We start from the raw sequence: 25,991 nt of genomic DNA, 5'->3' as shown, positions 1-25,991 counted from the left end.
CGGCGGCTCCGGGCCGGACTTCAGCGGTCGAGGCTGGCGAAGCGCTCGATGTCGACGTTCGTGCCCGAGACGATGATGAGGTCGTGGTTCGTCACGACCGTGTCCGCCTCGGCGTAGCGGAACGGCTTGCCGGGGCTCTTCACGCCGACCACGGTGACGTTGTACTTCGTCCGGACTCCCGACTGATTCAGGCCGACGCCGCGGATGAACTTCGGCGGGTACATCTTCGCCAGTACGAAGTCGTCGTCGAAGCGGATGAAGTCCAGCATCCGGCCGCTGACGAGGTGCGCGACGCGCTCGCCGGCCTCGCGTTCGGGATAGATGACGTGGTTGGCGCCCACGCGGGCGAGGATCTTGCCGTGCGACTGGGAGACGGCCTTCGCCCAGATCTGCGGGACCTTGAGGTCGACGAGGTTCGCGGTGATGAGCACCGATGCCTCGATGAGCGATCCGACGGCGACGACCGCGACCTGGAAGTCCTGCGCGCCGATCTGGCGCAGCGCGTCGATGTTGCGCGCATCCGCCTGCACGGTGTGGGTGACCCGATCGGACCACTTCTGCACGAGCTCGAGGCTCTCGTCGATCGCGAGCACTTCGCGGTCCAGTCGATCCAGTTCGCCCGCGCACGCGGCGCCGAAGCGTCCGAGCCCGATCACGAGAACGGGGGCATCGCCCCGGATGACGTCAACCAACGATCGGCCTTTCCACGGGCAGCGAGTAGAGCTGCGTGCGCGATGTCGCGGCGACCGCCGCGGCGAGAGTCACTGTACCAACGCGCCCCATGAAGATCGTCAATGCCATGACGTAGGACGCGGAATCCGGGAGCTCCCCGGTGAGGCCGGTCGACAATCCGACCGTGCCGAACGCGGAGATCACATCGAACAGGACGTGACTGATGTCCGCCTTGGTGATCTGCGCGATCACGATGGTCGACAGGGCGACGATGGTCGCGCCCCAGGCGACGACCGAGAGCGCGACGCGCTGCACATCGCTCGGGATGCGGCGGCCGAAGACCTCGACCGACTGACGTCCCTTGGCCTCCGACCAGACGGCGATCGCGAGGACGGCGAGCGTGGTCACCTTGATGCCGCCTGCGGTGGACGCAGAGCCGCCGCCGACGAACATCAGCATGGAGCCGGCGACCAGCGACGAGCCGTTGAGCTCGCCGATCTCTACGACGCTGAACCCGCCGGAGCGGGTCATGGCGGACAGGAAGAACGCCTGGAACGTCGTGTCCACGGCATCCATCGACCCGAACGTTCCCGGGTTGTCGTACTCCAGGATCAGGAAGACGGCCGCACCGGAGAAGAACAGGATGACCGTCGTGATGAGCGTCAGCTTGGCGTGCAGCGACCACCGGGCGACATGCCAGTGATGCTTGGCGAGCGTGTAGATCACGGGGAACCCGATGCTGCCGAGGAAGACGCTCACCATCAGGACGGTCAGGACGAAGTAGTCGTCCGCGAAGACGCCGACGCCGCCGACATTCGGGGTGAAGCCGGTGTTCGTGAACGACATCGCGGCGTAATACGGGGCCTCCCACAGGGCCACCAGCGGGTCGATGCCCGCCATGACGAGGCCGGGGTAGAGAAGGATCGCCACGACCCCCTCGATGACCAGGGTGGACAGTGCCACGGTCGTCAGCAGCTGGCCGACCTCACCGAGGCGGACGGTCTGCCCTTCGTTGACGGGGCCGCCGTGCGCGCGCAGGGGATTCGTGTCGCCGGCGGCGATGAGCTTGGCGCGCAGACCGAGGCGCTTCGAGATCACCATCCCCATCAGCGAAGCGAGCGTCAGCACGCCCATGCCGCCGATGTTGACGCCGATGAAGATGACGACGTGCCCGAACCCGGACCAGTGCGTCGCCATGTCGACGGTCGCGAGTCCGGTGACGCAGATCGTGGACACCGCGGTGAACAGCGCGTCGGCGAGCGGAGTGACCGTCCGGGACGCCGAGGCGATCGGCAACGACAGCAGCGCGGTGAACACGAGGATCAGCGAAGCGAAGATGACGATCGCGAATCGCGACGGCGATGAGGTGATCACGTGCTTCACGAACTGGAGAGCGCGCTGCAGCCCACGTCGGGGAGAGACGACAGAGCGGATTGCCGACATCGTTCCCTTCCTGTTCGACCGCTGGACTCGCTCGTTGCGAAGCCTTCGTCATGGTACTCCGCGCGGCGGACGACTACCCTGATCACATGACCGACATCTTCGACGTGATCGCGGACGGCACGAGGCGAGACATCCTCCAGCTCCTGCTCCGGCGGTCCTCCGATGGGGATGCCGGCACCAGCGTGACCCAGATCGTCAGCGAGCTGGGCATCAGCCAGCCGACCGTCTCGAAGCACCTCAAGGTGCTGCGCGAGGCGGATCTCGTCACGGTGCGAGAAGACGGCCAGCGCCGGTACTACAGCCTGGCCATCGAGCCGCTCGAGGTCGTGGACGACTGGCTCATGCCGTTCCTCGTCGACGCGTTCGACGAGCGCACGGATCTGGACCTCGTCCCGCTGCCGGACAGCGCAGCGCACGCGGCCGAAGCGGTCGGTCGCGCCGCAGCATCCGCAAAGCACGTGGTTCAGAGCGCGCTCAAGCGACTCGGCGGCTGAGACGGCGAACCCGCCCGACGCCTGATGCGCCGGACGGGTTCGGATCGGATGCCGAGGTCAGCGGCGTCCGGCCTTGCGACGGAACAGCCACGCGCCCCAGGCCACGGCGATCGCGAGGATCACGAGGCACCAGATCACGGCCCAGATCGGTTCCGAGCCGACCGACGTGCCCATGAGCAGCGACCGGATGGTCTCGATGATCGGGGTGATCGGCTGATACTGCGCGATCGGCTGCAGCCACTCGGGCATGCTCGCGACCGGTACGAACGCACTCGACAGGTAGGGCAGGAACAGCAGGATGAATCCGTAGCCGTTCGCGCCTTCAGGGGAGCCGGCGGCCAGCCCGATCGCGGCGAACAGGTAGGTGATGGCGAGGATGTAGAGCGCGATGAGTGCCGCGGTCGCGATCCAGTCGCCGAGGTCGGCGGTCGGCCGGAAGCCGACGAGCACACCGACCCCGATGACGAGGGCAGTCGCGACGAGGTTGCGGATAAGGCTCGCCACCACATGACCGGTGAGCACGGCTCCGGCACGCAGCGGCATTGTCCGGAACCGGTCGATGATGCCGGTGCGCATGTCGTTCGCGACGTACACGGCGGTCGACGACGCGCCGAATCCGGCGCACGTCAGGATGATGCCGGGGACGACGTAGTCGACGTAGGCCCCTGACGGATCGATCGCGCCGCCGAACACCCACGTGAACATCAGCATGAGGATGACGGGGAGCATGATCGCCATGAGCAGCGACTCCCCGTCGCGCAGGGAATGACGCATGCTGCGTCCGACGAAGATCAACTCGGCGGTCGCGCCGCGCAGGCGGGGGCGCAGAGCGGGCGCGGTGGGTGCCGCAGGCGCGGCGGTCAGGCTGGTCATGCGGACTCCTTCGTGGATGCGGCGTCGACGAGCGCGTCGGCACCCCGGACGGTGGCGGCTCCTGTGAGGGCGAGGAAGACATCGTCGAGGGTCGGACGGCGCAGCGTCACCGTGCCCTCGGCACCCTGCTCGTCCAGCTGATCCAGAGCGCGGCGAAGCCCGGGCAGCGTGCCGTCGGTCGCGATCTCGCGGATCAGTTCTCCGTGCGCGTCGTGCACCTCCACGGTGTCGCCGCCGACCCGGGACTTCAGCTGGTCGGCGGTGCCGAGCGCGGCGATGCGTCCGTCGTTCAGGACGGCGATCCGATCGGCGAGCTGATCGGCCTCTTCCAGGTACTGCGTGGTGAGGAACACGGTGGTCCCGGCATCCGCCATCGCACGGATGATGTCCCACAGATCGCGCCGGCTGCGGGTGTCGAGCCCGGTCGTCGGCTCGTCGAGGAAGAGGATCTCAGGGGTGATGACGAAGCTCAGCGCCAGGTCGAGTCGTCGGCGCATGCCGCCGGAGTACGTCCGGACGGTGCGCGAGGCGGCATCCGTCAGGCCGAACCGCTCGAGAAGCTCGGCGCAGCGGCGGCGGGCGGCGGATCGGCTGAGGCCGGAGAGCCGACCGAACATGACGACGTTCTCGGTGGCCGTGAGGGCGTCGTCGACGGCGGCGGACTGCCCGGTCAGGCTGATGCGCTGCTGGACGGCGATCGGCTGGGAGCGGACGTCGAATCCGCCGACGACGACGCGACCGGTGTCCGGCTTCGTGAGGGTCGTGAGGATGTTGATCGCCGTCGTCTTGCCGGCGCCGTTTGGTCCGAGCAGAGCGAACACCTCACCGCGTTGGACGGAGAGATCGATGCCGTCGAGGACGACGTGATCGCCGAAGCGCTTATGCAGAGCTTCGACCTCGATCGCGGGTGCGGTCATGATCGTGATTCCTTTCTGTGCAGCACGTAAACTGTGTATGTCCGATACAACCGTGTATGACCATAACACACGGTTTAGTAAATAAACAGAAGTAGGATGGCGGCATGACGGACGAGGAACTGCCAGAGCTGCCTCGCGGCATCGCACTCGCGTGGGGCGTCGCTGCGAACCCGCAACGCGGGCCGAAACGCGAGATGAGCGTCGAGCGGATCGTGGAAGCCGCGGTCGAACTGGCCGACGCCGAAGGGATCGGTGCCGTCTCGATGGCCGCCGTGGCGGCCAAGCTCGGGTTCACGCCGATGTCGCTGTACCGGTACGTGAGCGCGAAGGACGATCTCCTGCTGCTCATGCAGGAGGAGGCGACCGGCGTTCCGCCGGAGGATGCGCGGGAGCACGAGGGCTGGCGGAACACGCTCCGTGCGTTGTTCGAGGCGCAGGTGCTCATCTATCTGCGCCACCCGTGGATCCTGTCGCTGCCCATCACGGGGTCGCCGATCACCCCGAACAGCTCGGCGTGGATCGAGGCGGGGCTCGAGGCGCTCGCCGAGACGCCGCTGAGCGAGACGGAGCGACTGGCCGTCGCGCTGGCGATGACCGGTCAGGCGCGGTGGTACGGGATGGTCATCGCCGGCTACTCCGAGCAGGCGCGCAGCACCGGACTCACGCCGGATGAAGTGACGGCCAGAGAGGCGGCGCTGTTCGATCGGGTCATCGCTGCGGAGGAGTACCCCCATCTTCGCCGGGCGATCGATGCCGGTGTCTTCATGGATGAGCGGGATCCGTTCCGATTCGCGACGGAACGTGTTCTCGACGGCATCGGGATGTACATCGAGGGTCTCGCGAACGGACAGGAGCCCGGCCCCGCGCAGGATTGGCTCGGTATCGACCCGGCCGAAGCCGCGGGGGACAAGCGGTATCGCGAGGCGCAGAAGACGGTGCGCGAGGCCGAGAAGGCGCTTCGCGCGGCGCGCAAGGTGGAACGGCAGGCGTTGCGCGATGCTCACGAGCGCATCGCCAGGGGCTGACGATCACAGGCGTCCCAGGGGTCACAGCAGTCACGCGGGTTTACAGGCGTGACACCTTCGGCCTAGAGTGTGCTTCAGCAGAAAGGGGTACAGGGGATGCCCGAAGTTCCAGACGTTCGCTTCCTGACGGTCGCCGAGGTCGCCGAGATCATGCGCGTTTCGAAGATGACCGTGTACCGGCTCGTGCACTCCGGAGAGCTTCCGGCGATCCGGTTCGGCCGCAGTTATCGCGTACCCGAGTCGGCCGTGGCCGAGGCGCTGCGGCGTCCGATCGCCGACGCTGGCTGATCCACCGCCGCGTGATCAGCGCGGCCCCAACCGTTTGCTAGACTGATCCGAGGCATTTTTCCGTGCCCGTACCCGGGTGTCCCGAATTGTGCGACATCCAGCCCCTGACGTAGTGAGGTTTCCGTGGGTTCTGTCATCAAGAAGCGCCGCAAGCGCATGGCGAAGAAGAAGCACCGCAAGCTGCTTCGCAAGACTCGCCACCAGCGCCGCAACAAGAAGTAAGCGGCCCAGACACGAGCGCCCCCGACTGCTCCTCGAGCGAGTCGACAGGGGGCGCTTTGTGTCTCTCCCGTGAGCCCTGATCTCTGCGATCCTGCCCGTGAGGAAGCAATGAAGTCAATCACCGTCGCCGAACTCGCCGCGCGTTCCGGCACTCCGCTCATCGACGTCCGTGAACGCGATGAGTTCGCCCGCGGGTACGTTCCCGGTGCCGTGAACATCCCGATGTCCGAGATCGGAAGCCGCTTGGACGAGCTGCCGGACGAGGCGTTCGATGTGATCTGCCAGGTCGGCGGACGCTCTGCGCGCGTCGTCGAGGCGCTCGAGTCGCGCGGCTACGACGTCACGAACGTCGACGGGGGCACGGGGGAGTGGATCGCGCAGGGGCGCGAGATCGAGACCCCGGCAGCGTGACCGCGCTCACCCTCATCGGCAAATCCGACTGCCACTTGTGCGATGTCGCGCGTGACGTCGTCGAAGCCGTGATCGCCGAGCTCCCCGACGACGCCGCCGACCGCATCGAGGTCACCGAGGCCTCGATCAACGACGATCCCGCCCTGTACGAGCTGTGGTGGGAGAAGATCCCCGTCGTCCTCATCGACGGCGAACTCCACGCGCACTGGCGGGTCTCTCCCGACCGGCTGCGCGAGAGGCTGGAGAGAGCATGACCGTCCGTCACGTCGTCACATGGAAGCTCGCGAGCGAGGATGCTGCAGAGCGCGCCGGCCAGGCCGCCGAGGTCGCGCGGCGACTGAACGCCCTCGACGGCGTCGTCCCCGGGCTGCTGACGATCTCAGCCGGGGCGAACACTCTGTATCCGGACGCGAACTGGGACGTCACGCTCGTCGCCGACTTCGCGGACGCCGCGGCACTCGAGACGTATCAGGTGCATCCGGCGCACGAAGAGGCGGCCGGCTACATCCGATCGGTCGTGTCCGGACGCGTCGCTGTCGACTTCGAGGTCTGAACCCGGTACCCGGTACCACGACTGCTGAAACCGAAACGTAACCTCGTGACGGCGATTATCCACGGTCGTCGGCGCCGCGACGTGTTTAGATGTGTTCACCCACCCCGTCAGAGGGCGCCATCGCCCCGGAACACAGGAGCGATCATGACCCGTCGTCGCACCATCGCCACCGGACTCGCCCTCGCGGCGACGTCCGTGCTCGTCCTCACCGGCTGCGCCGGCGGCTCAGATCCCGGAGCGGAAGCACCAGAGGGCGGCGCGGATTACGGCCTCGTCGAAGCGGGCACGCTGACCGTCTGCTCGGACGTGCCTTACCCGCCGTTCGAGGACTTCGACGACAGCACCGAGAGCGGATTCACGGGCTTCGACATCGACCTGCTGACGGCGATCGCTGAGAAGCTCGACCTGAAGATCGCGGTGCAGGACACCGGCTTCGACGCGCTGCAGTCCGGCACGACCCTGCTCGCGGGCACGTGCGACATCGGCGCCTCCGCCATGACCATCACGGACGAGCGCAAGGCGAACATCGACTTCTCCGACCCGTACTACGACTCGCTGCAGTCGCTGATGGTTCCGGCCGATTCGGGCATCGAGTCGATCGACGACCTGGCGGGCAAGACGGTGGGCGTCCAGCAGGGCACGACGGGCGAGGCCTACACGACCGAGAACGCGCCGGAGGGCACCGAGATCCTCCGTCTGCCGTCCGACGGTGAGCTGTGGCCGGCCATCCAGGCGGGACAGATCGACGCGATCCTGCAGGACCTGCCGGTGAACGTCGAGCACGTGCGCGCCGATGACACGTACACGATCGTCGAGGAGTACGAGACGGATGAGTCCTACGGCTTCGCCTTCGCGAAGGACGAGAAGGCCGAGCTCCTCGAGGCCGTGAACGGCGCACTCGCCGAGCTGCAGGAGGATGGCACCTACCAGGAGATCTACGACTCCTACTTCGCCGCCGAGTGACCCGTATCTTCCCGTACGACGAGGTGCGACGATGGCGATGAAACGCAGAACACGGCAGCGGTTGTACCGGGTCGCGATGTACGCGATCTTCATCATCATCTTCGGGTGGGCGATCCTGGCGACCGACTGGCCACGGTTCAGCAAGCAGTTCCTGAACCCCGAGGTCGCTGCCGGCCTGTTCCCTGACATCATCACGGTCGCGCTGGCGAACACCCTGATGTACACCCTGATCGGATTCGCGGGCGGTGCGCTGCTCGGCATCCTGCTGGCGATCCTCAAGCTCTCCAGCATCCTGCCGTTCCGCTGGTTCGCCACCGCGTGGATCGAGCTCTTCCGTGGGCTGCCCGCCCTGCTGACGATCTTCGCCGTGGCGTTCATGCTGCCCATCGGGCTCGGGATCAAGATTCCCGGCGGCCCGGCGGCGCAGGGCGTGGTCGGGCTGATCATGGTCGCCTCGGCGTACATGGCCGAGGTCATCCGCGCCGGCATCCAGGCGGTTCCGAAGGGCCAGACCGAGGCATCCCGATCGCTGGGCATGTCGCCGACCAAGACGATGTTCTGGATCGTGCTGCCGCAGGGGTTCCGCATCATCATCCCGCCGCTGACCAACGAGTTCGTCCTGCTGCTCAAGGACACATCGCTGGTCTACATCGCCGGCACGACGATCATGTCGCGCGAGCTGACCACGTTCGCCCGCGACAGCTCGTCGGCGACAGCGAACGGCACGGCTCTCGTCGTGGCGGCGGCGCTCTACCTGATCGTGACCATCCCGCTCACGCGCTTGGCCGCGTGGCTCGAACGACGACTGGCGAGGCAGCGATGAGCACGGATCTGATCGACATCCACGCTCCGGCGATCGAGGCCCGCGGCCTGGTGAAGTCGTTCGGAGACAACGAGGTGCTCAAGGGCATCGACCTGACCGTGTCCGCAGGCGAGGTCGTCTGCGTGATCGGGCCCTCCGGCTCCGGCAAGTCGACGCTGCTGCGATCGGTGAACCTGCTCGAGGAGCCGACCGGCGGCCAGATCCTCATCGAGGGGATCGACATCCTCGATGAGGACACCGACATCGACAGGGTCCGCACGCGGATCGGCATGGTGTTCCAGAGCTTCAATCTCTTTCCGCATCTGAGCGTGCTCGGGAACCTCACGCTCGCGCAGCGTCGGGTGCTGAAGAGGTCCAAGACGGATGCCGAGAAGGTCGCCCGCGAGATGCTGGCTCGGGTCGGCCTGGCCGAGAAGGTCGACGCGTATCCCGGGCACCTGTCCGGCGGTCAGCAGCAGCGCGTGGCGATCGCCAGGGCGCTGTGCATGAATCCGGACATGATGCTGTTCGACGAGCCGACGTCCGCGCTCGACCCCGAACTGGTCGGCGAAGTGCTGCAGGTCATGCGCTCGCTCGCCGAGGAGGGCATGACGATGCTCGTCGTGACCCACGAGATGGGCTTCGCGCGCGAGGTCGGATCTCGATTGATCTTCATGGACGGCGGCGTCATCGTCGAAGAGGGCGACCCGAGGGCCGTGCTCGCCGACCCGCAGCATCAGCGCACGAAGGACTTCCTTTCGCGCGTGCTGTAGCGGACCGTCTCGGCCGGGAGCGTTCCTAGGCGGACTCGCGCAGGACGAGGCGATGGGTCGCGATGCGGTGCCGATCGACCGCGGAGTCGCCGTCACGCAGCGCCACGGACAGTTCGAGCGCGTGCCGGGCGACCTCGTCGAAGTCGACCGCGAGCGTCGTGAGCGTCGGCGCCACGAGGGTGCCGATCGCGAGGCCGTCGACGCCTGCGACGCGGATGTCGTTCGGAACGTCGAGGCCCGCGTGACGACACGCGGACAGGATGCCGAACGCCATGAGGTCATTGAACGCCACGATCGCGTCCGGCGGAGTCGCCCTGCGGATGATCTGGGCGGCGACGGCCGAGGCGTGCTCCGGGGTGGAGGCTTCGGCGTGGACCAGCTCGGGTGCCAGGCCGTGGCGCTCGAGGGCCGCCATCATCGAGCGCCCCCGCGCGCTGGTCGCGTGCCGTGCCGAAGCATCCAGTACGACCGGGCGACGGGTGCCGACGGCGACGAGGTGGGCGGCGAGATCCTCGATCGCGACCGACGGATCCAGACGCACGCCGGGGTGCGCCGTGTCGTCATCGGCATCCAGAAGGATGAGCGGAGTGGCACCGAACCGGCTCTCCCATTCGAGCGCCCACTCGCCGAGGTAGCCGACGACGACGTCCACCTGGGCGTGCAGCGAGTGCAGGAGTCGATCCGCGGCGCCCGCCAGCCGGATGTCGACAAGGGAGACGCTCCATCCCTCGATGGCCGCGCGGCGGACGATGGCCGCCGCGAGCTCCGGGGAGTACGGATTGCGCAGGTCATCGACGACGAGGCCGAGCTGCGGGTCGCCGCCGGTGACCAGGCCTCGTCCGAAGCGCGACGGGCGGTAGGAGAGCGCGCCGGCGGCGTCGAGCACTCTGCGTCGGGTCTCGACGCTGATACCGGGCATGTCGTTGATCGCCCGCGTCACTGTCTGGCGCGAGACACCGGCTGCGGCGGCGACGTCGTGGATGGTCGCGCGTCGGCGACCGGCGGGTGCCCCCGGGGTGTCGGGGGCACCCGTGCCGCTCAGCTTCGCAGATTCAGCCATGCCACCTCTTCGGGCGTCAGATCGACGGTGAGTCCCCGCATCGACGAGCGGGTCTCCTCGATCGTACGGGGTCCGAAGAGCGGGAATGTGGGGAACGGCTGCGCCAGAACGTACGCGAGTGCGATCGCCGTGGTCGGCACGCCGCGGTCCTTGCCGAGGTGCTCTGCACGGCGGAGTCGCTCGAAGTTGTCGTCGCTGTAGTAGCAGCGCACGAGCTCCTCGTCGCTGCGGTCGTCAGGGCGGGCACGACCGGTGAAGAAGCCGCGCGCCTGCGATGACCAGGGCAGCAGGGGGATCTGCCGCTCTTCGAGCCAGCGTCGGGATGCTTCGTCGGTCACGTGCACGCATCCCGCCCAGGGCACGTCGTACGCCTCGGCGAGCCCGAAGTGATCGCTGACGACGCCGAACCCCTGGCGTCCGTTCGCGGCCGCGTAGGCGTTCGCCTCATCGATGCGCTCGGGAGTCCAGTTCGATCCTCCGAAGACCCGGATGCGGCCGGCACGCGCGTGCTCGTCCAGGACGTCCACGAATTCGCCGACGGGGATGTCCGGGTTGTCTCGATGGAGCATGTAGATGTCGGCGTAGTCGGTGCCCTGCCGCTCCAGGCTCTCGAGCAACTGGCGCGAAACGGACTCGGGATCGCAGTGCGGGGTGTGCCCGCCCTTCGTGATGACGACCACCTCCTCGCGGATGCCGCGGTTCGCGATCCACCGTCCGAGGCGCTTCTCGAGATCGCCGTCGCCGTAGATGTACGCCGTGTCGAAGACGTTTCCGCCCGCCTCGGCGTAGGCGTCGAAGACCGCAGAGGCATGCGCGAGATCGGGCTGGTTGTCCACGCCCATCACGAGGCGGGAGACGCGCTTGTCGATTCCGGCGATCTCCCCGTATCGCATCTGACTGCGATCGCCTCCGGACGATCCGCTCCGCACCGGCGGAATGTTCGCGTCCTCGGCTTCGAAGGCGTAGCGCAGACCGACCGCAGCCCGCCAGCGGTCGAGGGTCCTCGCGGTCGCGAGCGTCTCCGCCGAGGTCATCTCCGCCGCATCCGCACGGCCGTCGCGCACCGTCGCGATGGTCGCGTCGGCCTCCAGCCCGTAGGCGTCGGTGGACTCGATCGTGATGTTCTGCACGCCGTCGGTCGTCGTGACCTCGATCGTCGTGTCGCCGGAGGGGATCCACGGATCGACGATCCGGATGCTTCCCTTCTCGCCGAGGATCGTCACGGAGTTCTCCGCAGGCGCCATGATGCCGGTCGTCAGCGTCGCGGTGATTCCGCTGCGGTAGGTCGCCGTGGCGACCGTCCACTCGTCGACGCCCGTCGGTCCGAGCACGCCGCCCGCGGTCAGCTCGACCGGCTCGGAGGCGTGCACGCCGTCTGCCGCGTCGACGATCGCCGCCACCATCGTGACGGGGTAGCCGCCGACGTCGAGGATGCCGCCACCGGCGACGGCCGGGTCGAAGAGGCGTCCTCGACGCTCACCGACGCGGAAGGCGAACGACGCATCGATGTGGAGGACGCGGCCGATGGCTCCGTCGCGGACGAGAGCGAGCACCGTCCTCGTCTGCGGGTGGAAGCGGTACATGTACGCCTCGACCAGCGGCACCCCCGCCTGTCGGGCGGCGTCGACCAGCGCCATCGCGGTGCCGTGGTTCACCGCGAGCGGCTTCTCGCACAGGACGGCCTTGCCGGCGGCGATGGCCGCGAGCACGAGGTCCGCGTGGGCGGTGTGCACGCTGGAGACGTAGACCGCGTCGACGCGCGGGTCGGCGAGCGCCCCCGCGTAGTCGTCCGCCGTGACGTCGGTGGCGCCCTGCTGCTGGGCCTCATCGGCGAACGCGCGGGCGCGTGAGGCGTCGGAGCTGCCGACCGCGACGAGTTCTCCAGTGCTGGAGCCGAGTCCGGCGAGGAAGCGCCGGGCGATGTTCCCCGGGCCGAGCACGGCCCATCCGCCGGTACGGGTCTGTGTCTCTTCGACTGCGAGCTGAGGGGTCACCATCGTCCTTTCGAGCAGGTCCGTGAACGTTCACGAGCTTGTCACGTTAGTCTCGTCGCGAGAAGCCGTCAAGCCCTTCGTGAACGCTCACGATGATGGTCCGAGCATCGCCTCCAGCCAGGAGGCCTCCCGCAGCCGGGACAGGGCATCGGGCGGCCGGTGCTCAGCCTCGCGCGTCCACGGCGACGGGTTCCGGTGCGATGCTGATGAGCACGCGCTCGCCGAAGAAGGGACGAATGTCGGGGGAGTGCTGGAGCCGCACGAGCTCTCCGGACTCCGTGCGTACGAGCGTTCGACGTATGCTGCCGAGGAACGTGCTCTCCTCGACATGCGCTGTCGTGGCGGCAGCCGCGTCAGAGGCGAAACGGATGTTCTCCGGACGCAGATACACGTCGACCGGGCCGTCAGCCGGCGACTGCAGCGGCAGTCGCTGTCCCCAGACGACGACATGATCGCCTTCCGCGACGCCCGAGACCACGCTGGAGAGGCCGACGAACGCGGCGACTCCGGCTGTCGCGGGCGTCGTGTACAGCTGCTCGGGAGAGCCGATCTGCTCGATGCGACCGGCATTCATCACCGCGATTCGGTCGGACACCGCGAGGGCCTCCTCCTGATCGTGAGTCACGAACACCGTCGTGATGCCCAGGCGCAGCTGAATACGGCGGATCTCGTCCCGCAGCTGCACGCGCACCTTCGCGTCGAGAGCTGAAAGCGGTTCGTCCAGCAGCAGCACCTTCGGCTCGGTGACGAGCGCACGGGCCAGCGCGACGCGCTGCTGCTGTCCGCCGGAGAGTTCGTGAGGGTACCGGTCGGAGAAGCCGTCGAGTCCGACGAGGGCCAGGGCGTCGAGCGCGCGCCGTGCGGATGCTGCCTTGCCGACGCCTCGCCTGCGCAGACCGAAAGCGGCGTTCTCGACGATCCGCAGATGCGGGAACAGCGAATACGACTGGAACACCATGCCGATGTCTCGCTTGTTCGTCGGCACGCGGGATACATCCTGACCGCCCAGCAGCACCGCACCGGCGTCGGCGCGCTCGAGTCCGGCGAGCACTCGCAGCGCCGTGGTCTTGCCGCATCCGGACGGGCCCAGCAGCGAGACGAACTCGCCGGGGGCGATGTCGAGGTCGACGCCGTGCAGCACGCGGTTCGACCCGTAGTCCTTCACGACGCTCTGGAGCTGAACGCGAGTGCCATCGCCGGCCTCCGCGAGCAGGAGGTTGTCGGCAGTGGCCGGCAGAGCGTTGTCGGTGGTCATGAGTGCGCCTTTCGGGTGCCGCGGGCGAGGCGGCCGATGACGAGCAGAAGCAGGAAGCAGAACAGCAGGGCGAGGAGCGTGAAGATGGCCGGCGCGTACGGGTCCTGCTTCTGCACGACGACCATGGCCGTCTGGAACACCTGCCGGTTCAGCAAGGAGGCGATGGTGAACTCGCCGAGGACGACGGCGATCGAGATGAGGGACGCCGCCAGCAGCCCCTGCCGGATGTTCGGCATGAGGGCCTTCAGCACGACGGCGGTCCATCCCGCGCCGAGCGAGCGGGCGGCTTCGGCGAGGGTGCGCAGGTCGACGGCATCCATCGACGCCTGGATCGAGCGGTAGGCGAACGGCAGCACCGTGACCCCGTACGCGAATGCGAGCGTCCACGCGCCGGTGCCGAGCATCCGCCCGACCTGCAGATAGATCGGGGCGAGCCCGACGACCAGGACGATCGCGGGGATCGAGATCGGCAGCAGCACCACGAACTCGAAGAGCGGCTTCAGACGCTCGAAACGCAGGTTGACCAGGATCATGGTGGGCGTCAGCACGAGCAGGACGATGGCGACCGTGACGACGGCGAGGAGCAGCGAGTTGCCCAGGCCGGTCCAGATCGGTCGGAGCGTCGCGGTCATGCTCGGATCGGCGAGGCCGGCCCAGCGTTCGAACGAGTACGTGCCGTCCGGCATCCGCAGGGTGTAGAGCAGGGTCGAGATCAGCGGGATCGCGAAGAACCCGCCCACGAGGATGCCGAGGATCCATCGTGTCGCGCCTCGGGGCGCCAGCGAGTTCACGACTGCCACCGCGCCGCGCGCCGCTGGATCAGGGAGTACAGGAACATCACGACGCCGACGACGACGATCATGCCGAGCGCGAGTGCTCCGGCGAGATTCTCGCGGCCGAGCACGGTCTCGCTGGTCAGGGCCGCGCGGATCTGCAGCGGCACGATCTGCGAACCCTGGCTGGCCAGCGCAGCGGCAGTGGCGTAGGACGAGAAGGCGTTCGCGAACAGCAGGAGGAGGCTGGCGAGGAACGACGGCGCGAGCACGGGGAGGCCGACGCGCATCCAGAAACTGGCGCGGGTCCCGCCGAGGGTGAGATTCGCCTCCGCCCACTGCGGCTTGAGCCCGGCGAGTGCGGGCATGAACGTGATGACCATGAGAGGCACCTGGAAGTAGATGTACGGGAGGATGAGCCCGGGCAGCGCGTAGAGCCAGTTGCCGTTCGCGAAGATGTCGAGCCCGAAGGCGTCACGCAGGAACACGGTGACGACGCCCTGGGTGCCGATCGTCGCGATGAACGCGAACGCCAGCATGACGCCGCCGAATTGAGCGAGGACGCCGGCCGCGGCATCCACTGTCGTGCGGATACCCCCCTGTGGATTCATGCCGAGCAGGGCGTAGCAGACGAGCGCGCCGACGACGGCGCCGACGACCGCGGTCAGCAGCGACAGCCAGGCCGAGTTCGCGAAGGTGGTCAGCACGACCGGATCGCCGAGCGCGGCGACGTTCGCCCACGTGAAGGAGCCGTCGTCGGTGAAGAATCCGGAACCGATCGCGAGCACGGTCGGCACGGCGAGGAACAGCAGCACGTAGGCGGTGAAGGGGACCAGCCCCAGCCACGACAACGACATGCCAGGACGCTTGCGTCCCGGCGTCGGAGCGGGCGCGGGGGCGGATGCCGCGGCATCCGCCCCCGCCGTGGCGACGAGCGTCACTGGACGGCCGCTGCCCACTTCTCGCCGAGCAGCGTGCCGGCGTTCTCGGACTGCTCCTCGGTCGGGACGACCGTCTCGGCGGGCGCCTCGGGCAGCGCATCGGCGAGGTCGGTGTCGATGGTGCCGGCCTCGATCATGGCCTCCATGCGCACCGGGCGCGCACCGCCCTTCAGCCACAGGTTCTGCACCTCGTCGCTGTAGAGGAACTCCTGCCACAGTCGTGCTGCCGCCGGGTGCGGGGCGTCCACGTTGATGGCCTGGTTGTAATAGCCGGCGTAGCCGACGCCGTCGAGGACGACGACCTCCCAGTTCTCGTTGTCGGCGGTGTGCGCGGCGTTGAGGTAGTCCCAGTCGAAGACGACCGGGGTCTCGCCGCTGGCGACCGTCGCCGTGGTCACGTCGACCTTGAGGAGGTTGCCTGCGGTCTGCAGCTCGCCGAAGAAGTCGATGCCGGGCTGGAAGTCGTCCAGGGTGCCGTCGGACTGCACTGTCGCGAGGCCGACGGCCGCGAAGGCGGCGCCGGCCTGCGTCGGGTCGCCGTTGATCGCGACGGATCCCTTGTAGTCCGCGCCGAGCAGGTCGTCCAGCGCGGCCGGTGCCGGGAACTTCGACGAGTCGTATCCGATGGACATGTACCCGCCGTAGTCGCCGACGAACAGGCCGGTGGGCTCCTTGAGCTCCTCGGGGATGTCGTCCCACGTCTCCACCTGGTAGGGCGCGAACTGGTCGGTGCTCTGCAGCGCGACGGTCAGGCCGAGGTCGAACACATCCGGAGCGGTGTCCAGGCCCTTGTTGGTCTCGGCGGCCTGGATCTCCTCCGCGCTGGACACATCCGGCGACTGCTCGTTGATCGTGATCTCGGGGTACTTCTCGGCGAACAGGTCGAGGATCTCGCCGTAGTTCGCCCAGTCGCGGGGGAGCGCGATGACGTTGAGCTGACCTTCCGCCTTCGCGGCGGTCTCGAGGTCGGCCAGGGTTCCGAAGTCCGCGAGCGACGTGGCCGTCGCGGCGTCGGTCGAGTCGCCGGAACCTTCTGAGGTTCCGGATGCCTCCGCGGCGCAGGAAGTGAGCATCAGCGCCGCGGCGGCGGTCAGGGCGATGCCGGTAGCGAAGCGGGCGCGACGGATGACGGGTGCCATGGGGGTTCCTCTCGGGTGTCCGGCGCAGGGTTGCCGGGTTCGCGAGGAACGTACTCGCGCTCGATGACGCACAGAGGCGAGCCGAATGAACACGAAGTGTCGCGTTGGTGGCGGCGCTGCGTCCCGACGACGAGACCCCCGGCTGCGGATATCGACAGCGGGGGTCTGGGAGAGCACATCGGCCCTCGACTTCGACGACCTCGCCGTTGCCCGACTCGAGGCCGAGCAGGACCTGCTTGACTGTGCCCATGACACAACTGCCGCAGACGATCGACGTGACGGGAATCTCCCTCGACCGGCTGGACGCACCCGAAAACATCGCCTGCTGGAGCGGCACGTTCGACGGCGGCGAGATCACCCTGCTGATCGAGCCGGCGGCCGAGCCGTCCGCTCAGGCTCTGGATGCCGCGGTCGGCGCCATCTCGGACTTCGATGAGCTTCGGGCCGCCGCCGAGCAGTTCCTCGCCAGCGAGCTCGCCGGGGACTCTTGGGGGCTCGCGGACGATCAGCGTGCGCTGCTCGCCAGGCGACCGGCGCCGTTCGACGAGCCGGAGGTCGTCGTGTGGCAGGACGGCACCTGGATGATCCGGTTCGCCGAGAGCCCGCTCGCGATGGCAGAGGAGTACGGCATCGGCGTGCTCTTCGCCGGTCACGTGCCGGTCTCGGTGGAGGACCTGTCCGACGCCGACGAGGCATGACCTCCGGCCTGCGAAGCCTCTCCTGAACGACGAGACCCCGTCGTATCCACCTGGATACGACGGGGTCTCGCAGACAGGACGGGGTCAGGCCTCGGCATCCTCCGGGACGAAGTCGACGCCGGCCTCGGCGCGCTGCTGATCCGTGATGGGTGCCGGAGCCGAGGTCAGCGGGTCGAAGCCGTTGCCGGTCTTCGGGAACGCGATGACCTCGCGGATCGACTCGGTCTTGGTGAGGTGCTGCAGCACGCGGTCCATGCCGAGTGCGATCCCGCCGTGCGGCGGAGCGCCGAACTTGAATGCGTCCAGCAGGAAGCCGAACTGCTCGTCGGCCACCTCATCGCTGATGCCCATGACCTCGAACACGCGCTTCTGCACGTCCTCGCGGTGGATGCGGATCGAGCCGCCGCCCAGCTCGGAGCCGTTGCAGACGATGTCGTACGCATACGCGAGCGCCGACCCGGGATCGGTGTCGAAGGTGTCCTCGAACTCCGGCTTCGGGCCGGTGAACGCGTGGTGCACGGCCGTCCAGGCTCCGGCTCCGACGGCGACGTCACCGGATGCCACGGCATCCGCTGCCGGCTCGAACATCGGGGCGTCGACCACCCAGGTGAAGGCGAACGTGTCGGGGTCCAGCAGGCCGAGGCGGCGTCCGATTTCGACACGCGCGGCGCCGAGCAGCGCACGGGAGTCCTTCGCCGAGCCGGCGGCGAAGAACGCGCAGTCGCCGGCTTTCGCGCCCACGAGCTCGGCGAGTCCGGCCTGCTCGGCCTCGGACAGGTTCTTGGCGACGGGGCCGCCCAGCGTGCCGTCCTCGTTGAACAGGACGTACGCGAGGCCGCGTGCGCCGCGCTGCTTGGCCCAGTCCTGCCAGGCGTCCAGCACCTTGCGCGGCTGCGATGCGCCACCGGGCATGAGCACGGCGCCGACGTAGTCGGACTGGAACACGCGGAACGGGGTCTCTGCGAAGTACTCCGTCGCCTCGACGAGCTCCAGGCCGAAGCGGAGGTCCGGCTTGTCGGAGCCGTACTTCGCCATGGCGTCGGCGTAGGTGATGCGCGGCAGCGGCGTCTGCACCTCGACGCCGATGGTGGCCCACATCGCCGGGATGAGCTCCTCCATCAGGGAGATGACGTCCTCCTGGTCGACGAAGCTCATCTCGATGTCGAGCTGCGTGAACTCGGGCTGACGGTCGGCGCGGAAGTCCTCATCGCGGTAGCAGCGAGCCATCTGGTAGTACTTCTCGACGCCGCCGACCATGAGCAGCTGCTTGAACAGCTGCGGGCTCTGCGGCAGCGCGTACCAGCTGCCCGGGTGCAGGCGCGCGGGCACGACGAAGTCGCGGGCGCCCTCCGGGGTCGACTTCGTCAGCGTCGGGGTCTCGACCTCGAGGAAGTCGCGCGTGTGCAGCACGTCGCGGATCGCCTTGTTCACGTCGGAGCGCAGACGAAGAGCGGATGCCGACGACGGGCGCCGCAGGTCGAGGTAGCGGTGCTTGAAGCGCACGTCCTCGCCGATCGGGTCGCCGCCTTCGAGGCCGGTGGACACCTGGAACGGCAGGGGAGCGGACTCGTTGAGGACGATCACCTCGGCGGCGATGACCTCGACCTCTCCGGTCGGCAGGTTCGGGTTCTCGTTCCCGGCCGGACGCGCAGAGACGGTGCCGGTGACCTTGAGGACGAACTCGCTGCGCAGCGGGTGCGCGATCTCCTCGTCGCGGATGACCACCTGGGCGATGCCGGACGCATCGCGGAGATCGATGAACGCGACTCCTCCGTGATCACGACGACGATCGACCCAACCCGTGAGGGTGACGGTCTGACCGATGTGCTCGGCTCGCAGGGAGCCGGTCGTGTGAGTGCGAAGCACGGAAGATTCCTCCAGTTCGGAAAAGGGAACCCGCCCATTCTACGGGCGCGCGCGGGAAGCGCCGGCGGAGGGGTTGCAGACGCTTGACATCTGGCAGATACTTTCCAGATGGAAAGTGGACAAGAAGCGCAGGAGCTGCGTCGCATCGACGAACTTCGCGCGCAGGTGAAGCGGATGCCGCGCGAGCACGCTGTGCTGCAAATCGCGATCGCCGCGCTGTTCGCCGGCTACATCGGGGTGTTCGCCTTCACCGGTTCCGCCGAGGGAGGAGTACAGGCGTTCGGCGGGACGACGGCGACCCTCATCCTGCCGCCCGTGATCATCTCCTCCGCACTCGTGAGCGGCGCGAACGAGCGTTTCGGGAAGAGGGTTCTCCTCACGCGGGCGGATTGGATCGCGGTGGCGCTGTTCGTCGTCATGGTCGCCGCCGTCTTCGTCTGGGGCATCGTTGCAGATCGCCACCCCGACACGATCGACCGCTACCCGTGGTGGGTCGCGCTCGTGCTCGCGGTCGTGGCGCTGGTGGTGTTCAGCGCGCGACCACTCGCTGTCATTCTGCGCACCGATGCGCCGACCGCTGACCGTGCGGAAGAACGATCGGTCGGATTGTCCCTTCCTGTGCGCCTCACCACGGCATTCCTCGGAGTGTTCTTCGGTCTGGTCTGCGCGGTCGTGTTCGTGCCGGCGCTCGGCTGGCTCGTAATGATGCTCGGCATGATGATCGTCGTGATCGGACTGGCGGTCCGGAACGAGCCGTGGGGCTTCGCCAACGTCGGCTACGAGTGGCGGTTCCCCCAGTGGATCGCCTTCGGCATCGCGTCGATGATCATGTTCCTGCTTTCCGTGCTGATCGCAGCGACCCACGTCGTCACCCCCGGCATCGCCGTCGGCGCCGGTGCGCTCGTCGCAGCATCCCTCGTCATCTCCGCTTTGCTCCCCGGGCGCAGCCGTGGCTCATCCGCGGCATGACCTCGACGAGGCGCTCCTCACGCCGGTGCGCCTCTCGGCCATGGCGGCGCTCAGCGGCGACGTCGAACTCGATTTCGCGAGCCTGCGCGACCTGATCGAGGCCGACGACTCGGCGCTGAGCAAGGGCATCTCCCACCTGGAGAAGCTCGGGTACGTGAAGGTGACGAAGGGGTACGTCGGCGCGCGCCCTCGCACCTGGGTGCGCTCCACGGTCAAAGGCCGGCGCGCGCTCGAGCGTCACGTCGCGGCGCTGCGAGCGATCACGGGGCACGCGTGACGGACTCGCTAGACTCGCGGCCATGGACTCGAATCTGATCACCGAGCAGCTCTTCTCAACCGGTTCGGTGGTGACGGGCATCGTGCTGTACGTGCTGTACGCGGTGACGATGTGGAAGGTGTTCGTCAAGGCCGGGTATCCCGGCATCCTGGCGCTGATCCCGATCGTCAACTGGGTCTTCCTGGTCAAGATCGCCGGCATGTCCGGATGGCTCGCGCTGCTCTACCTCGTCCCGGTCGTGAACTTCGTCTTCGCGATCGTCGTGGCCATCAAGGAGGGTGCGAACTTCGGCAAGGGCGGCGCCTTCTCCTTCTTCCTGCTCTGGCTGTTCCCCTTCATCGGACACCTGATCATCGGGTTCGGGTCAGCCCAGTACCGGAAGGTCTGACCGGGTGCCGGCCGAGCGACTGCATCTCGTTCGCCATGGCGAGGTGCACAACCCCGACCGCGTGCTCTACGGGCGGCTGCCGAATTTCCGCCTGAGCGACGCAGGGCGTGCCATGGCGCGCGCCGCCGCGGAGTACGTCGTCGGCCTCGACCACCCCGTGGTCGACCTGCGCTGCTCACCGCTGCAGCGCGCCCGCGAGTCGGCTGAGCCGTTCACCGAGATGCTCGGTCTTCCCGCCGCGAAGGACGAGCGGATCATCGAGCCGACGAACGTCTTCGAAGGAACCCGCATGCGCCGGGCGCTCCGCGACCCGCGCAACTGGTGGCACCTGCGCCGGCCGTCCGCGCCCAGTTGGGGGGAGGCGTACGTCTCGATCGCCGAGCGCATGCGCCAGGCCATGAACGACGCCTGGGACGGGACGGATGCCGGTGACATCGTGTTCGTCTCGCACCAGGCGCCGATCTGGATCACGCATCTGTCGGTCGCCGGCCTGCGGCTTCAGCACGACCCGCGGACGCGGCGCTGCTCGCTCTCCAGCGTCACCTCGTTCGAGCGCGTCGGTGACGTCTGGCGCGAGGTCGGCTATGCGGAGCCCGCTGCGGCCGGTGTCGACCTCGGTGCGGTCTGACGCGCCGACTCGACTGTCAGCGCGGTGACGCCATGAGCTCCTGGATCACGCCGACGGCGGCGAGCTGACCCGCTGCCGCCGCTGCGACGACCGACGCCATGATCCCTGGCAGTGCTGCGCGGTGGGCGAGGTCGCCTGCGGCGCTCACACCAGGAAGCGAGGTGCGCCCGAAGTCGTCGACCTCGATCGCACCAGACGGCAGCATCCGCAGACCCAACTGATCGGAGAACGGTGCCCGCTGGCTCGCGGAGCCCGCAGCCACGAAGAGCCCGGCGACGGTGACGTCACCGTCGGCGGTGCGCACGGTGATCTCGGCATCCGCTCCGCTCACGCTCGCGACGGGAGCCGAGTGCACGACCGCACCGGCCTGGGCGAGCTGGGCCGCCGCAGCGGGGTCGGCCGGGACGTCGAGCGGGAACACGACGATCTCATCCGCGATGCGTCCCAGCAGGCCGATGAGATGCGAGGTGCGCTCGGCGGCGCCGAGGATGCCGATGCGCGCGCCGCTGAACTCGTGACCGTCGCAGAACGGGCAGGTGTAGGCGCCTCGACCCCACAGCTCGTCGAGCCCTGGCACGGCGGGCAGCACGTCGGCCATGCCTGTCGCCAGGACGATCCGGCGGGCGCTCTCGGAGCTGCCGTCGGCGAACTCGACCGTGAAGTCGTCGGCGGCACCGACGATGCGGGTCGCGGTGGCATCCCGCGTCTCCACATCGGAGTAGGCGGCCAGCTGGCCACTGGCGGTGGTGCGGAACTCCGCCGGCGGTGTGCCGTCGTTGGCGATGACGTTGTGCATGTGGGCCACCGGCCCGTTGCGGTATTCGCCCGAGTCGAGCACCAGTGCGGAGCGGTGCATCCTGCCCAGTGTCAGAGCAGCCTGCAGGCCGGCGGGGCCTGCGCCGATCACGATGACGTCGTACATGAGATCTCCTCCCGATCTTGCTTTCGGGATCAGTCTGTGACTTCATGTCAACATGAAGTCAAGTCCTTCGCGCCCGTGGTCCGTCGGCGAGGTCGCCGAGCGCTTCGATCTCCCCACGAACGTCCTCCGTCATTGGGAGAGCGTCGGCCTGCTCCGGCCCGAGCGCGATGACGCCGGCCGCCGACGGTACGGCCAGGACGACATCGTCCGCATCGCGGTGATCCAGCGCAGCAAGGCTGCCGGCATGACTCTCGAGCAGATCGCCGTGCTGCTGGATGACGGACGCTCGGGTCGGCACGAGGTTCTGCATGCGCATCTGGATGACCTGGATCAGCGCATGGAGGAGATGCGCCGATCCCGCGAGATGACCGAGCACGCCCTGCGCTGCACCGCCCACGACATCACCACCTGCCCGAGGTTCCGGGCCGGCGTCGAAGACGTTCTGGCGCGGTTCTGAGACTGGCAGAAGGCTCAGAGTACCCATAGAATCCGCCACGTAGACTGGGGCCGTGCCCGATCACACGGTTCTCTCCGACCGCGCCGGCCAGATCTCCCGTTCCCGCTCGCGGGGAATGCTCGGAGCCGCGCTCGCCGCGGTGCTCGCCGTCGGCCTCGTCGCGTGTGCGCCGGATCCTGTCGCAGAGCAGTATCTGAACGGCGAGGACAAGGGCTACATCGCCGCCAACGGGTTTACCGTGCTCGAGATCGCGCCCGAAGACCGGGAAGATCCGATCGAGTTCGCCGGTGTCACGGAAGACGGCGAGGAGTTCGACAGCGCCGACCTCGCCGGCGATGTCACGGTCGTCAACTTCTGGTACGCGGGCTGCCCGCCGTGCCGGGTGGAGGCGCCGGATCTCGAGGCGGTCTGGCAGGACTATCAGGACGAGGGCGTGGCGTTCATCGGCGTGAACACGCTGGACGAGCCCGATACGGCCAAGGCTTTCGCGGAGACCTACGGCATCACCTACCCGAGCCTGATGGACGCGCAGACGGGCGAGGCCAAGCTCGCGTTCGCGCGCGTCATCTCCATCCAGGCGACCCCGACGACACTCGTGCTCGACAAGCAGGGGCGGGTCGCCGCACGAGTCCTCGGCGAGCTCGAGAGCGCATCGATCCTGGAGACGCTGGTCAAGGACGCGCTCGCGGAGAGCGCGTGAACATCCAAGCGCTGATCGGGGACGGCAGCCTGCTGCTCGCGATTCCGGTCGCGATGCTCGCCGGGCTCATCTCGTTCCTCTCCCCGTGCGTGCTGCCGCTCGTGCCCGGGTATCTCGGATTCCTCGGTGCGGCCGTGCCGCAGCGGGCAGGCTCGACGTCTGCGCCGGGGGCGACGACGACGGCCGTGACCACCCGCAGCCGTCTCGTGCTCGGCGTGCTCCTCTTCATCCTCGGTTTCACGGTCGTCTTCGTCGCGTTCACCGTGCTCGGCGGCGCGGCCGGCGTCTTCTTCCTGCAGTGGGGCGACCTGCTCACCCGCATCCTCGGCGTCGTGATCATCCTGATGGGGCTGGTCTTCCTCGGCCTGTTCGGGTTCGCGCAGCGCGAGTGGCGCTTCCACGTCGACTCCAGGGCCGGCATCATCGGCGCTCCGCTGCTCGGCGTCGCTCTCGGCATCGGGTGGGCGCCGTGCATGGGCCCGACCCTCGCCGCGATCGTCGCGCTCTCGATCAACGTCGGCGATCCTGTGCGCGCCGGATTCCTCGGCATCGCGTATTCGATCGGCCTCGGCATCCCCTTCCTGCTCGCGGCACTCGGATTCGGCTGGGCGGCCCGCACCATCGGGTTCCTCCGGCGCCACATCCGCACGCTCAACATCATCGGCGGCGCGATGCTCATCGTCCTCGGCATCCTGATGGTGTCGGGCGTCTGGACGACCATCATGTCGCGACTGCAGGCGGTGATGGGCAGTGTCTACCTCCCGCTCTAGTTCGACCGAGAAGGATGCCGTGAGCTCCGAGTCCGCAGACCCCTTGCGCCCGTCCGACCACATCGACGGCGACGACTCCGCCGTCAACCAACCCAAGCTCGGCTTCGTCGGCTGGCTGCGCTGGGGCTGGCGGCAGCTGACGTCGATGCGCACCGCGCTCGTGCTGCTGCTGATCCTCGCGATCGCAGCGATCCCCGGTTCGGTGTTCCCGCAGCGCATGGCCGATCCGAACGGCGTGACGCAGTGGCAGGCCGACAACCCCGACATGTTCCCCGTGCTCGACGCGATGAGCATGTTCGACGTGTATCTGTCGCCGTGGTTCTCGGCGATCTATCTGCTGCTGTTCACGTCGCTCGTCGGCTGCGTCATCCCACGGATCAGGCACCATGCCAAGGCGCTGCGCACCCGCCCGCCCCGGACGCCGGCGCGACTGAAGCGCCTGGCCGACCACGCCGAGGTCGACCGCGCGGTCGCCGGATCAGCCGAGGATGCCGAGACCGAAGCATCCCGTGCCGCAGATGTGGCGCAGAAGCAGCTGAAGGCACTCGGCTACCGGGTCGAGCGCTACGACGCAGGCAGGACGTTCTCCGTTTCCGCCGAGCGCGGCTACTGGCGCGAGACAGGCAATCTGCTGTTCCACATCGCGCTGGTCGGAGTGCTCGTGACGGTGGGCATCGGCGGCGGATTCGCGTACACGGGGCAGAAGGTCGTCGTCGAGGGAGAGACGTTCGTCAACTCCCTGGTCGATTACAACTCCATGAACCGCGGCCGTTTCGTCGGCGACGACGCCCTGGCGCCGTACGCGATGACCCTGGACTCCTTCGACGTCACCTACCAGGAGTTCGGTTCGACCGCCTCCGGGCAGGCGGGCGATTTCGCCGCCAACGTGTCCGTGCGCGACACGAACGGCACCGAGTGGGATGGTGCGGTCCGGGTGAACCACCCGCTGGAGATCTCCGGCGACAAGATCTACCTGCTCGGCAACGGCTACGCTCCCACGATCACCGTGCGCGATGCGGAAGGCACCGTGGTGTTCCGTGACTCGGTCGAGTTCCTGCCGCAGGACACGAACATGACCTCGTTGGGGGTCGTCAAGGTGACGGACGGGATGCCAGAGCAGCTGGGCATGCTCGGGTTCTTCTACCCGACCCAGGTCCAGCTCGAATCCGGTGCCTACTCGTCCGTATACGGAGACACCTACTCGCCGCTGCTGACGCTGCGGGTGTACCAGGGCGACCTCGGAATCGACGACGGAACGCCGCGGTCGGTCTACACGCTGGACACCACGGATCTCACCGAGATCGCCGGTGGCGACTCCGGCGTCGAATCGCTCGAGCTCATGCCCGGCGAGACCGCCGACCTGCCGAACGGCCTCGGAACCGTCACGTTCGAGGACGAATCGCCGGCGGGAACGGCCGAGGGGGACTTCACGCAGTCGGTCAAGCGCTTCGCGTCGCTGCAGGTCCACCACGATGCCTCGGCGGTCTGGGTGCTCGTGTTCGCACTGCTCGCCCTCGGCGGCCTCGGGCTGGCGCTCTTCGTGCCTCGTCGACGCATGTGGGTGAAGGCGACCGCGAGCGACGGCGCCGTCCACCTGGAGTACGCCGGTCTCGCGCGCGGCGAGGACCCGACGCTCGCCAAGGCCGTCGCCGATCTCGCGGCCGGGCACGAACGACTGCTCGACGATTCCCGTAACGACTCCCGAAAGTAGACTGACA

The 25,991-nt window shown here is 68.1% G+C and carries 31 protein-coding genes; 19 read left to right on the top strand and 12 right to left on the bottom strand.

Features of this window, described 5'->3' with window-relative positions; genetic code table 11:
• Positions 1-20: 20 nt before the first annotated feature.
• Both ACFCYE_RS10175 and ACFCYE_RS10170 read right to left on the bottom strand, forming a co-directional pair.
• The gene (locus ACFCYE_RS10175; protein ID WP_243232707.1) at positions 21-692 is read right to left on the bottom strand and encodes a TrkA family potassium uptake protein; all 672 of its coding nucleotides are present in this window, start codon (positions 690-692) and stop codon (positions 21-23) included.
• A complete protein-coding gene (locus ACFCYE_RS10170; RefSeq protein WP_376178419.1) occupies positions 685-2,115 on the bottom strand; it encodes a TrkH family potassium uptake protein in 1,431 nt (476 codons plus the stop codon). The genes ACFCYE_RS10175 and ACFCYE_RS10170 overlap by 8 nt, the downstream gene beginning before the upstream one ends.
• An 86-nt stretch (positions 2,116-2,201) precedes the next feature.
• On the opposite strand from ACFCYE_RS10170, the gene ACFCYE_RS10165 reads away from it, so the two are divergent.
• Positions 2,202-2,609: an ArsR/SmtB family transcription factor gene (locus ACFCYE_RS10165; RefSeq protein ID WP_376178417.1), complete on the top strand. Its 408-nt coding sequence runs from the start codon at positions 2,202-2,204 to the stop codon at positions 2,607-2,609.
• Positions 2,610-2,666: 57 nt separating this feature from the next.
• Here ACFCYE_RS10165 and ACFCYE_RS10160 read toward each other — a convergent pair whose 3' ends face one another.
• Positions 2,667-3,482, bottom strand: a complete 816-nt coding sequence (locus ACFCYE_RS10160; RefSeq protein WP_376178416.1) for an ABC transporter permease — start codon at positions 3,480-3,482, stop codon at positions 2,667-2,669.
• Complete coding sequence (locus ACFCYE_RS10155; RefSeq protein ID WP_376178415.1) at positions 3,479-4,399, bottom strand: ATP-binding cassette domain-containing protein; 921 nt, start codon at positions 4,397-4,399, stop codon at positions 3,479-3,481. Before ACFCYE_RS10155 ends, ACFCYE_RS10160 begins: the two co-directional genes overlap by 4 nt.
• A gap of 104 nt (positions 4,400-4,503) precedes the next feature.
• Between ACFCYE_RS10155 and ACFCYE_RS10150 the strand changes: the two genes are divergently transcribed.
• The 9 genes from ACFCYE_RS10150 (at position 4,504) to ACFCYE_RS10110 (ending at position 9,436) form a co-directional block, all read left to right on the top strand.
• Positions 4,504-5,424 carry a TetR/AcrR family transcriptional regulator gene (locus ACFCYE_RS10150; protein ID WP_376178413.1) on the top strand — a complete coding sequence of 307 codons (921 nt, stop codon included), beginning with the start codon at positions 4,504-4,506 and terminating at the stop codon, positions 5,422-5,424.
• Between the two features lie 96 nt (positions 5,425-5,520).
• Entirely contained in the window at positions 5,521-5,712 is a 192-nt protein-coding gene (locus ACFCYE_RS10145; protein ID WP_376178412.1) for a helix-turn-helix domain-containing protein, read from the top strand.
• Between the two features lie 123 nt (positions 5,713-5,835).
• Positions 5,836-5,934: a 30S ribosomal protein bS22 gene (locus tag ACFCYE_RS10140; protein ID WP_003792170.1), complete on the top strand. Its 99-nt coding sequence runs from the start codon at positions 5,836-5,838 to the stop codon at positions 5,932-5,934.
• Between the two features lie 108 nt (positions 5,935-6,042).
• On the top strand, positions 6,043-6,345 hold the full coding sequence (locus ACFCYE_RS10135; protein WP_376178410.1) for a rhodanese-like domain-containing protein: 303 nt from the start codon (positions 6,043-6,045) through the stop codon (positions 6,343-6,345).
• Entirely contained in the window at positions 6,342-6,599 is a 258-nt protein-coding gene (locus ACFCYE_RS10130) for a glutaredoxin family protein (RefSeq protein ID WP_376178409.1), read from the top strand. The genes ACFCYE_RS10135 and ACFCYE_RS10130 overlap by 4 nt, the downstream gene beginning before the upstream one ends.
• On the top strand, positions 6,596-6,898 hold the full coding sequence (locus tag ACFCYE_RS10125; RefSeq protein ID WP_376178407.1) for a Dabb family protein: 303 nt from the start codon (positions 6,596-6,598) through the stop codon (positions 6,896-6,898). Before ACFCYE_RS10130 ends, ACFCYE_RS10125 begins: the two co-directional genes overlap by 4 nt.
• A 144-nt stretch (positions 6,899-7,042) precedes the next feature.
• On the top strand, positions 7,043-7,861 hold the full coding sequence (locus ACFCYE_RS10120; RefSeq protein WP_376178406.1) for a transporter substrate-binding domain-containing protein: 819 nt from the start codon (positions 7,043-7,045) through the stop codon (positions 7,859-7,861).
• A gap of 31 nt (positions 7,862-7,892) precedes the next feature.
• On the top strand, positions 7,893-8,684 hold the full coding sequence (locus ACFCYE_RS10115; protein ID WP_376178404.1) for an amino acid ABC transporter permease: 792 nt from the start codon (positions 7,893-7,895) through the stop codon (positions 8,682-8,684).
• Positions 8,681-9,436 carry an amino acid ABC transporter ATP-binding protein gene (locus ACFCYE_RS10110; RefSeq protein WP_376178403.1) on the top strand — a complete coding sequence of 252 codons (756 nt, stop codon included), beginning with the start codon at positions 8,681-8,683 and terminating at the stop codon, positions 9,434-9,436. The genes ACFCYE_RS10115 and ACFCYE_RS10110 overlap by 4 nt, the downstream gene beginning before the upstream one ends.
• A 25-nt stretch (positions 9,437-9,461) precedes the next feature.
• Here ACFCYE_RS10110 and ACFCYE_RS10105 read toward each other — a convergent pair whose 3' ends face one another.
• The 6 genes from ACFCYE_RS10105 to ACFCYE_RS10080 form a co-directional block, all read right to left on the bottom strand.
• Positions 9,462-10,496 carry a LacI family DNA-binding transcriptional regulator gene (locus ACFCYE_RS10105; RefSeq protein WP_376178401.1) on the bottom strand — a complete coding sequence of 345 codons (1,035 nt, stop codon included), beginning with the start codon at positions 10,494-10,496 and terminating at the stop codon, positions 9,462-9,464.
• On the bottom strand, positions 10,475-12,490 hold the full coding sequence (locus ACFCYE_RS10100; protein ID WP_376178399.1) for an aldo/keto reductase: 2,016 nt from the start codon (positions 12,488-12,490) through the stop codon (positions 10,475-10,477). Before ACFCYE_RS10100 ends, ACFCYE_RS10105 begins: the two co-directional genes overlap by 22 nt.
• Before the next feature lie 163 nt (positions 12,491-12,653).
• Positions 12,654-13,745: an ABC transporter ATP-binding protein gene (locus ACFCYE_RS10095; protein ID WP_376178398.1), complete on the bottom strand. Its 1,092-nt coding sequence runs from the start codon at positions 13,743-13,745 to the stop codon at positions 12,654-12,656.
• Positions 13,742-14,536, bottom strand: a complete 795-nt coding sequence (locus ACFCYE_RS10090; RefSeq protein ID WP_376178396.1) for an ABC transporter permease — start codon at positions 14,534-14,536, stop codon at positions 13,742-13,744. The genes ACFCYE_RS10095 and ACFCYE_RS10090 overlap by 4 nt, the downstream gene beginning before the upstream one ends.
• A complete protein-coding gene (locus ACFCYE_RS10085; RefSeq protein ID WP_376178395.1) occupies positions 14,533-15,459 on the bottom strand; it encodes an ABC transporter permease in 927 nt (308 codons plus the stop codon). The genes ACFCYE_RS10090 and ACFCYE_RS10085 overlap by 4 nt, the downstream gene beginning before the upstream one ends.
• A complete protein-coding gene (locus ACFCYE_RS10080) occupies positions 15,456-16,598 on the bottom strand; it encodes an ABC transporter substrate-binding protein (protein ID WP_376178393.1) in 1,143 nt (380 codons plus the stop codon). Before ACFCYE_RS10080 ends, ACFCYE_RS10085 begins: the two co-directional genes overlap by 4 nt.
• Positions 16,599-16,846: 248 nt before the next feature.
• On the opposite strand from ACFCYE_RS10080, the gene ACFCYE_RS10075 reads away from it, so the two are divergent.
• Positions 16,847-17,296, top strand: coding sequence for a hypothetical protein (locus ACFCYE_RS10075; RefSeq protein WP_376178392.1), 450 nt, complete (start codon positions 16,847-16,849; stop codon positions 17,294-17,296).
• 84 nt (positions 17,297-17,380) lie between these two features.
• Here ACFCYE_RS10075 and aspS read toward each other — a convergent pair whose 3' ends face one another.
• On the bottom strand, positions 17,381-19,162 hold the full coding sequence (gene aspS, locus ACFCYE_RS10070) for an aspartate--tRNA ligase (RefSeq protein ID WP_376178390.1): 1,782 nt from the start codon (positions 19,160-19,162) through the stop codon (positions 17,381-17,383).
• Between the two features lie 108 nt (positions 19,163-19,270).
• Between aspS and ACFCYE_RS10065 the strand changes: the two genes are divergently transcribed.
• Genes ACFCYE_RS10065 through ACFCYE_RS10050 form a run of 4 tightly spaced genes read left to right on the top strand, consistent with a single transcriptional unit; the run spans position 19,271 to position 21,424 of the window.
• Positions 19,271-20,131, top strand: a complete 861-nt coding sequence (locus ACFCYE_RS10065; protein ID WP_376178389.1) for a hypothetical protein — start codon at positions 19,271-19,273, stop codon at positions 20,129-20,131.
• Complete coding sequence (locus ACFCYE_RS10060) at positions 20,112-20,408, top strand: winged helix-turn-helix domain-containing protein (protein ID WP_376178387.1); 297 nt, start codon at positions 20,112-20,114, stop codon at positions 20,406-20,408. Before ACFCYE_RS10065 ends, ACFCYE_RS10060 begins: the two co-directional genes overlap by 20 nt.
• 22 nt (positions 20,409-20,430) lie before the next feature.
• Positions 20,431-20,796, top strand: a complete 366-nt coding sequence (locus ACFCYE_RS10055; protein ID WP_376178386.1) for a DUF5684 domain-containing protein — start codon at positions 20,431-20,433, stop codon at positions 20,794-20,796.
• Between the two features lie 4 nt (positions 20,797-20,800).
• Positions 20,801-21,424 (top strand): histidine phosphatase family protein, encoded by a 624-nt coding sequence (locus ACFCYE_RS10050; RefSeq protein WP_376178385.1) that lies wholly within the window; start codon positions 20,801-20,803, stop codon positions 21,422-21,424.
• A gap of 16 nt (positions 21,425-21,440) precedes the next feature.
• Here the strand turns inward: ACFCYE_RS10050 and ACFCYE_RS10045 are convergent, their stop codons facing one another.
• On the bottom strand, positions 21,441-22,346 hold the full coding sequence (locus ACFCYE_RS10045; RefSeq protein WP_376178383.1) for an NAD(P)/FAD-dependent oxidoreductase: 906 nt from the start codon (positions 22,344-22,346) through the stop codon (positions 21,441-21,443).
• Between the two features lie 52 nt (positions 22,347-22,398).
• On the opposite strand from ACFCYE_RS10045, the gene ACFCYE_RS10040 reads away from it, so the two are divergent.
• From ACFCYE_RS10040 to ACFCYE_RS10025, 4 genes are all read left to right on the top strand, one after another.
• Positions 22,399-22,803, top strand: coding sequence for a MerR family transcriptional regulator (locus ACFCYE_RS10040; protein WP_376178382.1), 405 nt, complete (start codon positions 22,399-22,401; stop codon positions 22,801-22,803).
• Between the two features lie 115 nt (positions 22,804-22,918).
• The gene (locus ACFCYE_RS10035; protein WP_376178989.1) at positions 22,919-23,503 is read left to right on the top strand and encodes a TlpA family protein disulfide reductase; all 585 of its coding nucleotides are present in this window, start codon (positions 22,919-22,921) and stop codon (positions 23,501-23,503) included.
• Positions 23,500-24,273 carry a cytochrome c biogenesis CcdA family protein gene (locus tag ACFCYE_RS10030; RefSeq protein WP_376178381.1) on the top strand — a complete coding sequence of 258 codons (774 nt, stop codon included), beginning with the start codon at positions 23,500-23,502 and terminating at the stop codon, positions 24,271-24,273. The genes ACFCYE_RS10035 and ACFCYE_RS10030 overlap by 4 nt, the downstream gene beginning before the upstream one ends.
• Positions 24,254-25,984, top strand: coding sequence for a cytochrome c biogenesis protein ResB (locus tag ACFCYE_RS10025; protein WP_376178380.1), 1,731 nt, complete (start codon positions 24,254-24,256; stop codon positions 25,982-25,984). The genes ACFCYE_RS10030 and ACFCYE_RS10025 overlap by 20 nt, the downstream gene beginning before the upstream one ends.
• Positions 25,985-25,991 lie beyond the last annotated feature (7 nt).

This window comes from Microbacterium sp. NPDC056234 (assembly GCF_042267585.1).
Taxonomy (GTDB): domain Bacteria; phylum Actinomycetota; class Actinomycetes; order Actinomycetales; family Microbacteriaceae; genus Microbacterium.
The sequence above is the reverse complement of the archived record's forward strand: the minus strand, read 5'-3'. Positions and strand labels throughout refer to the sequence as shown.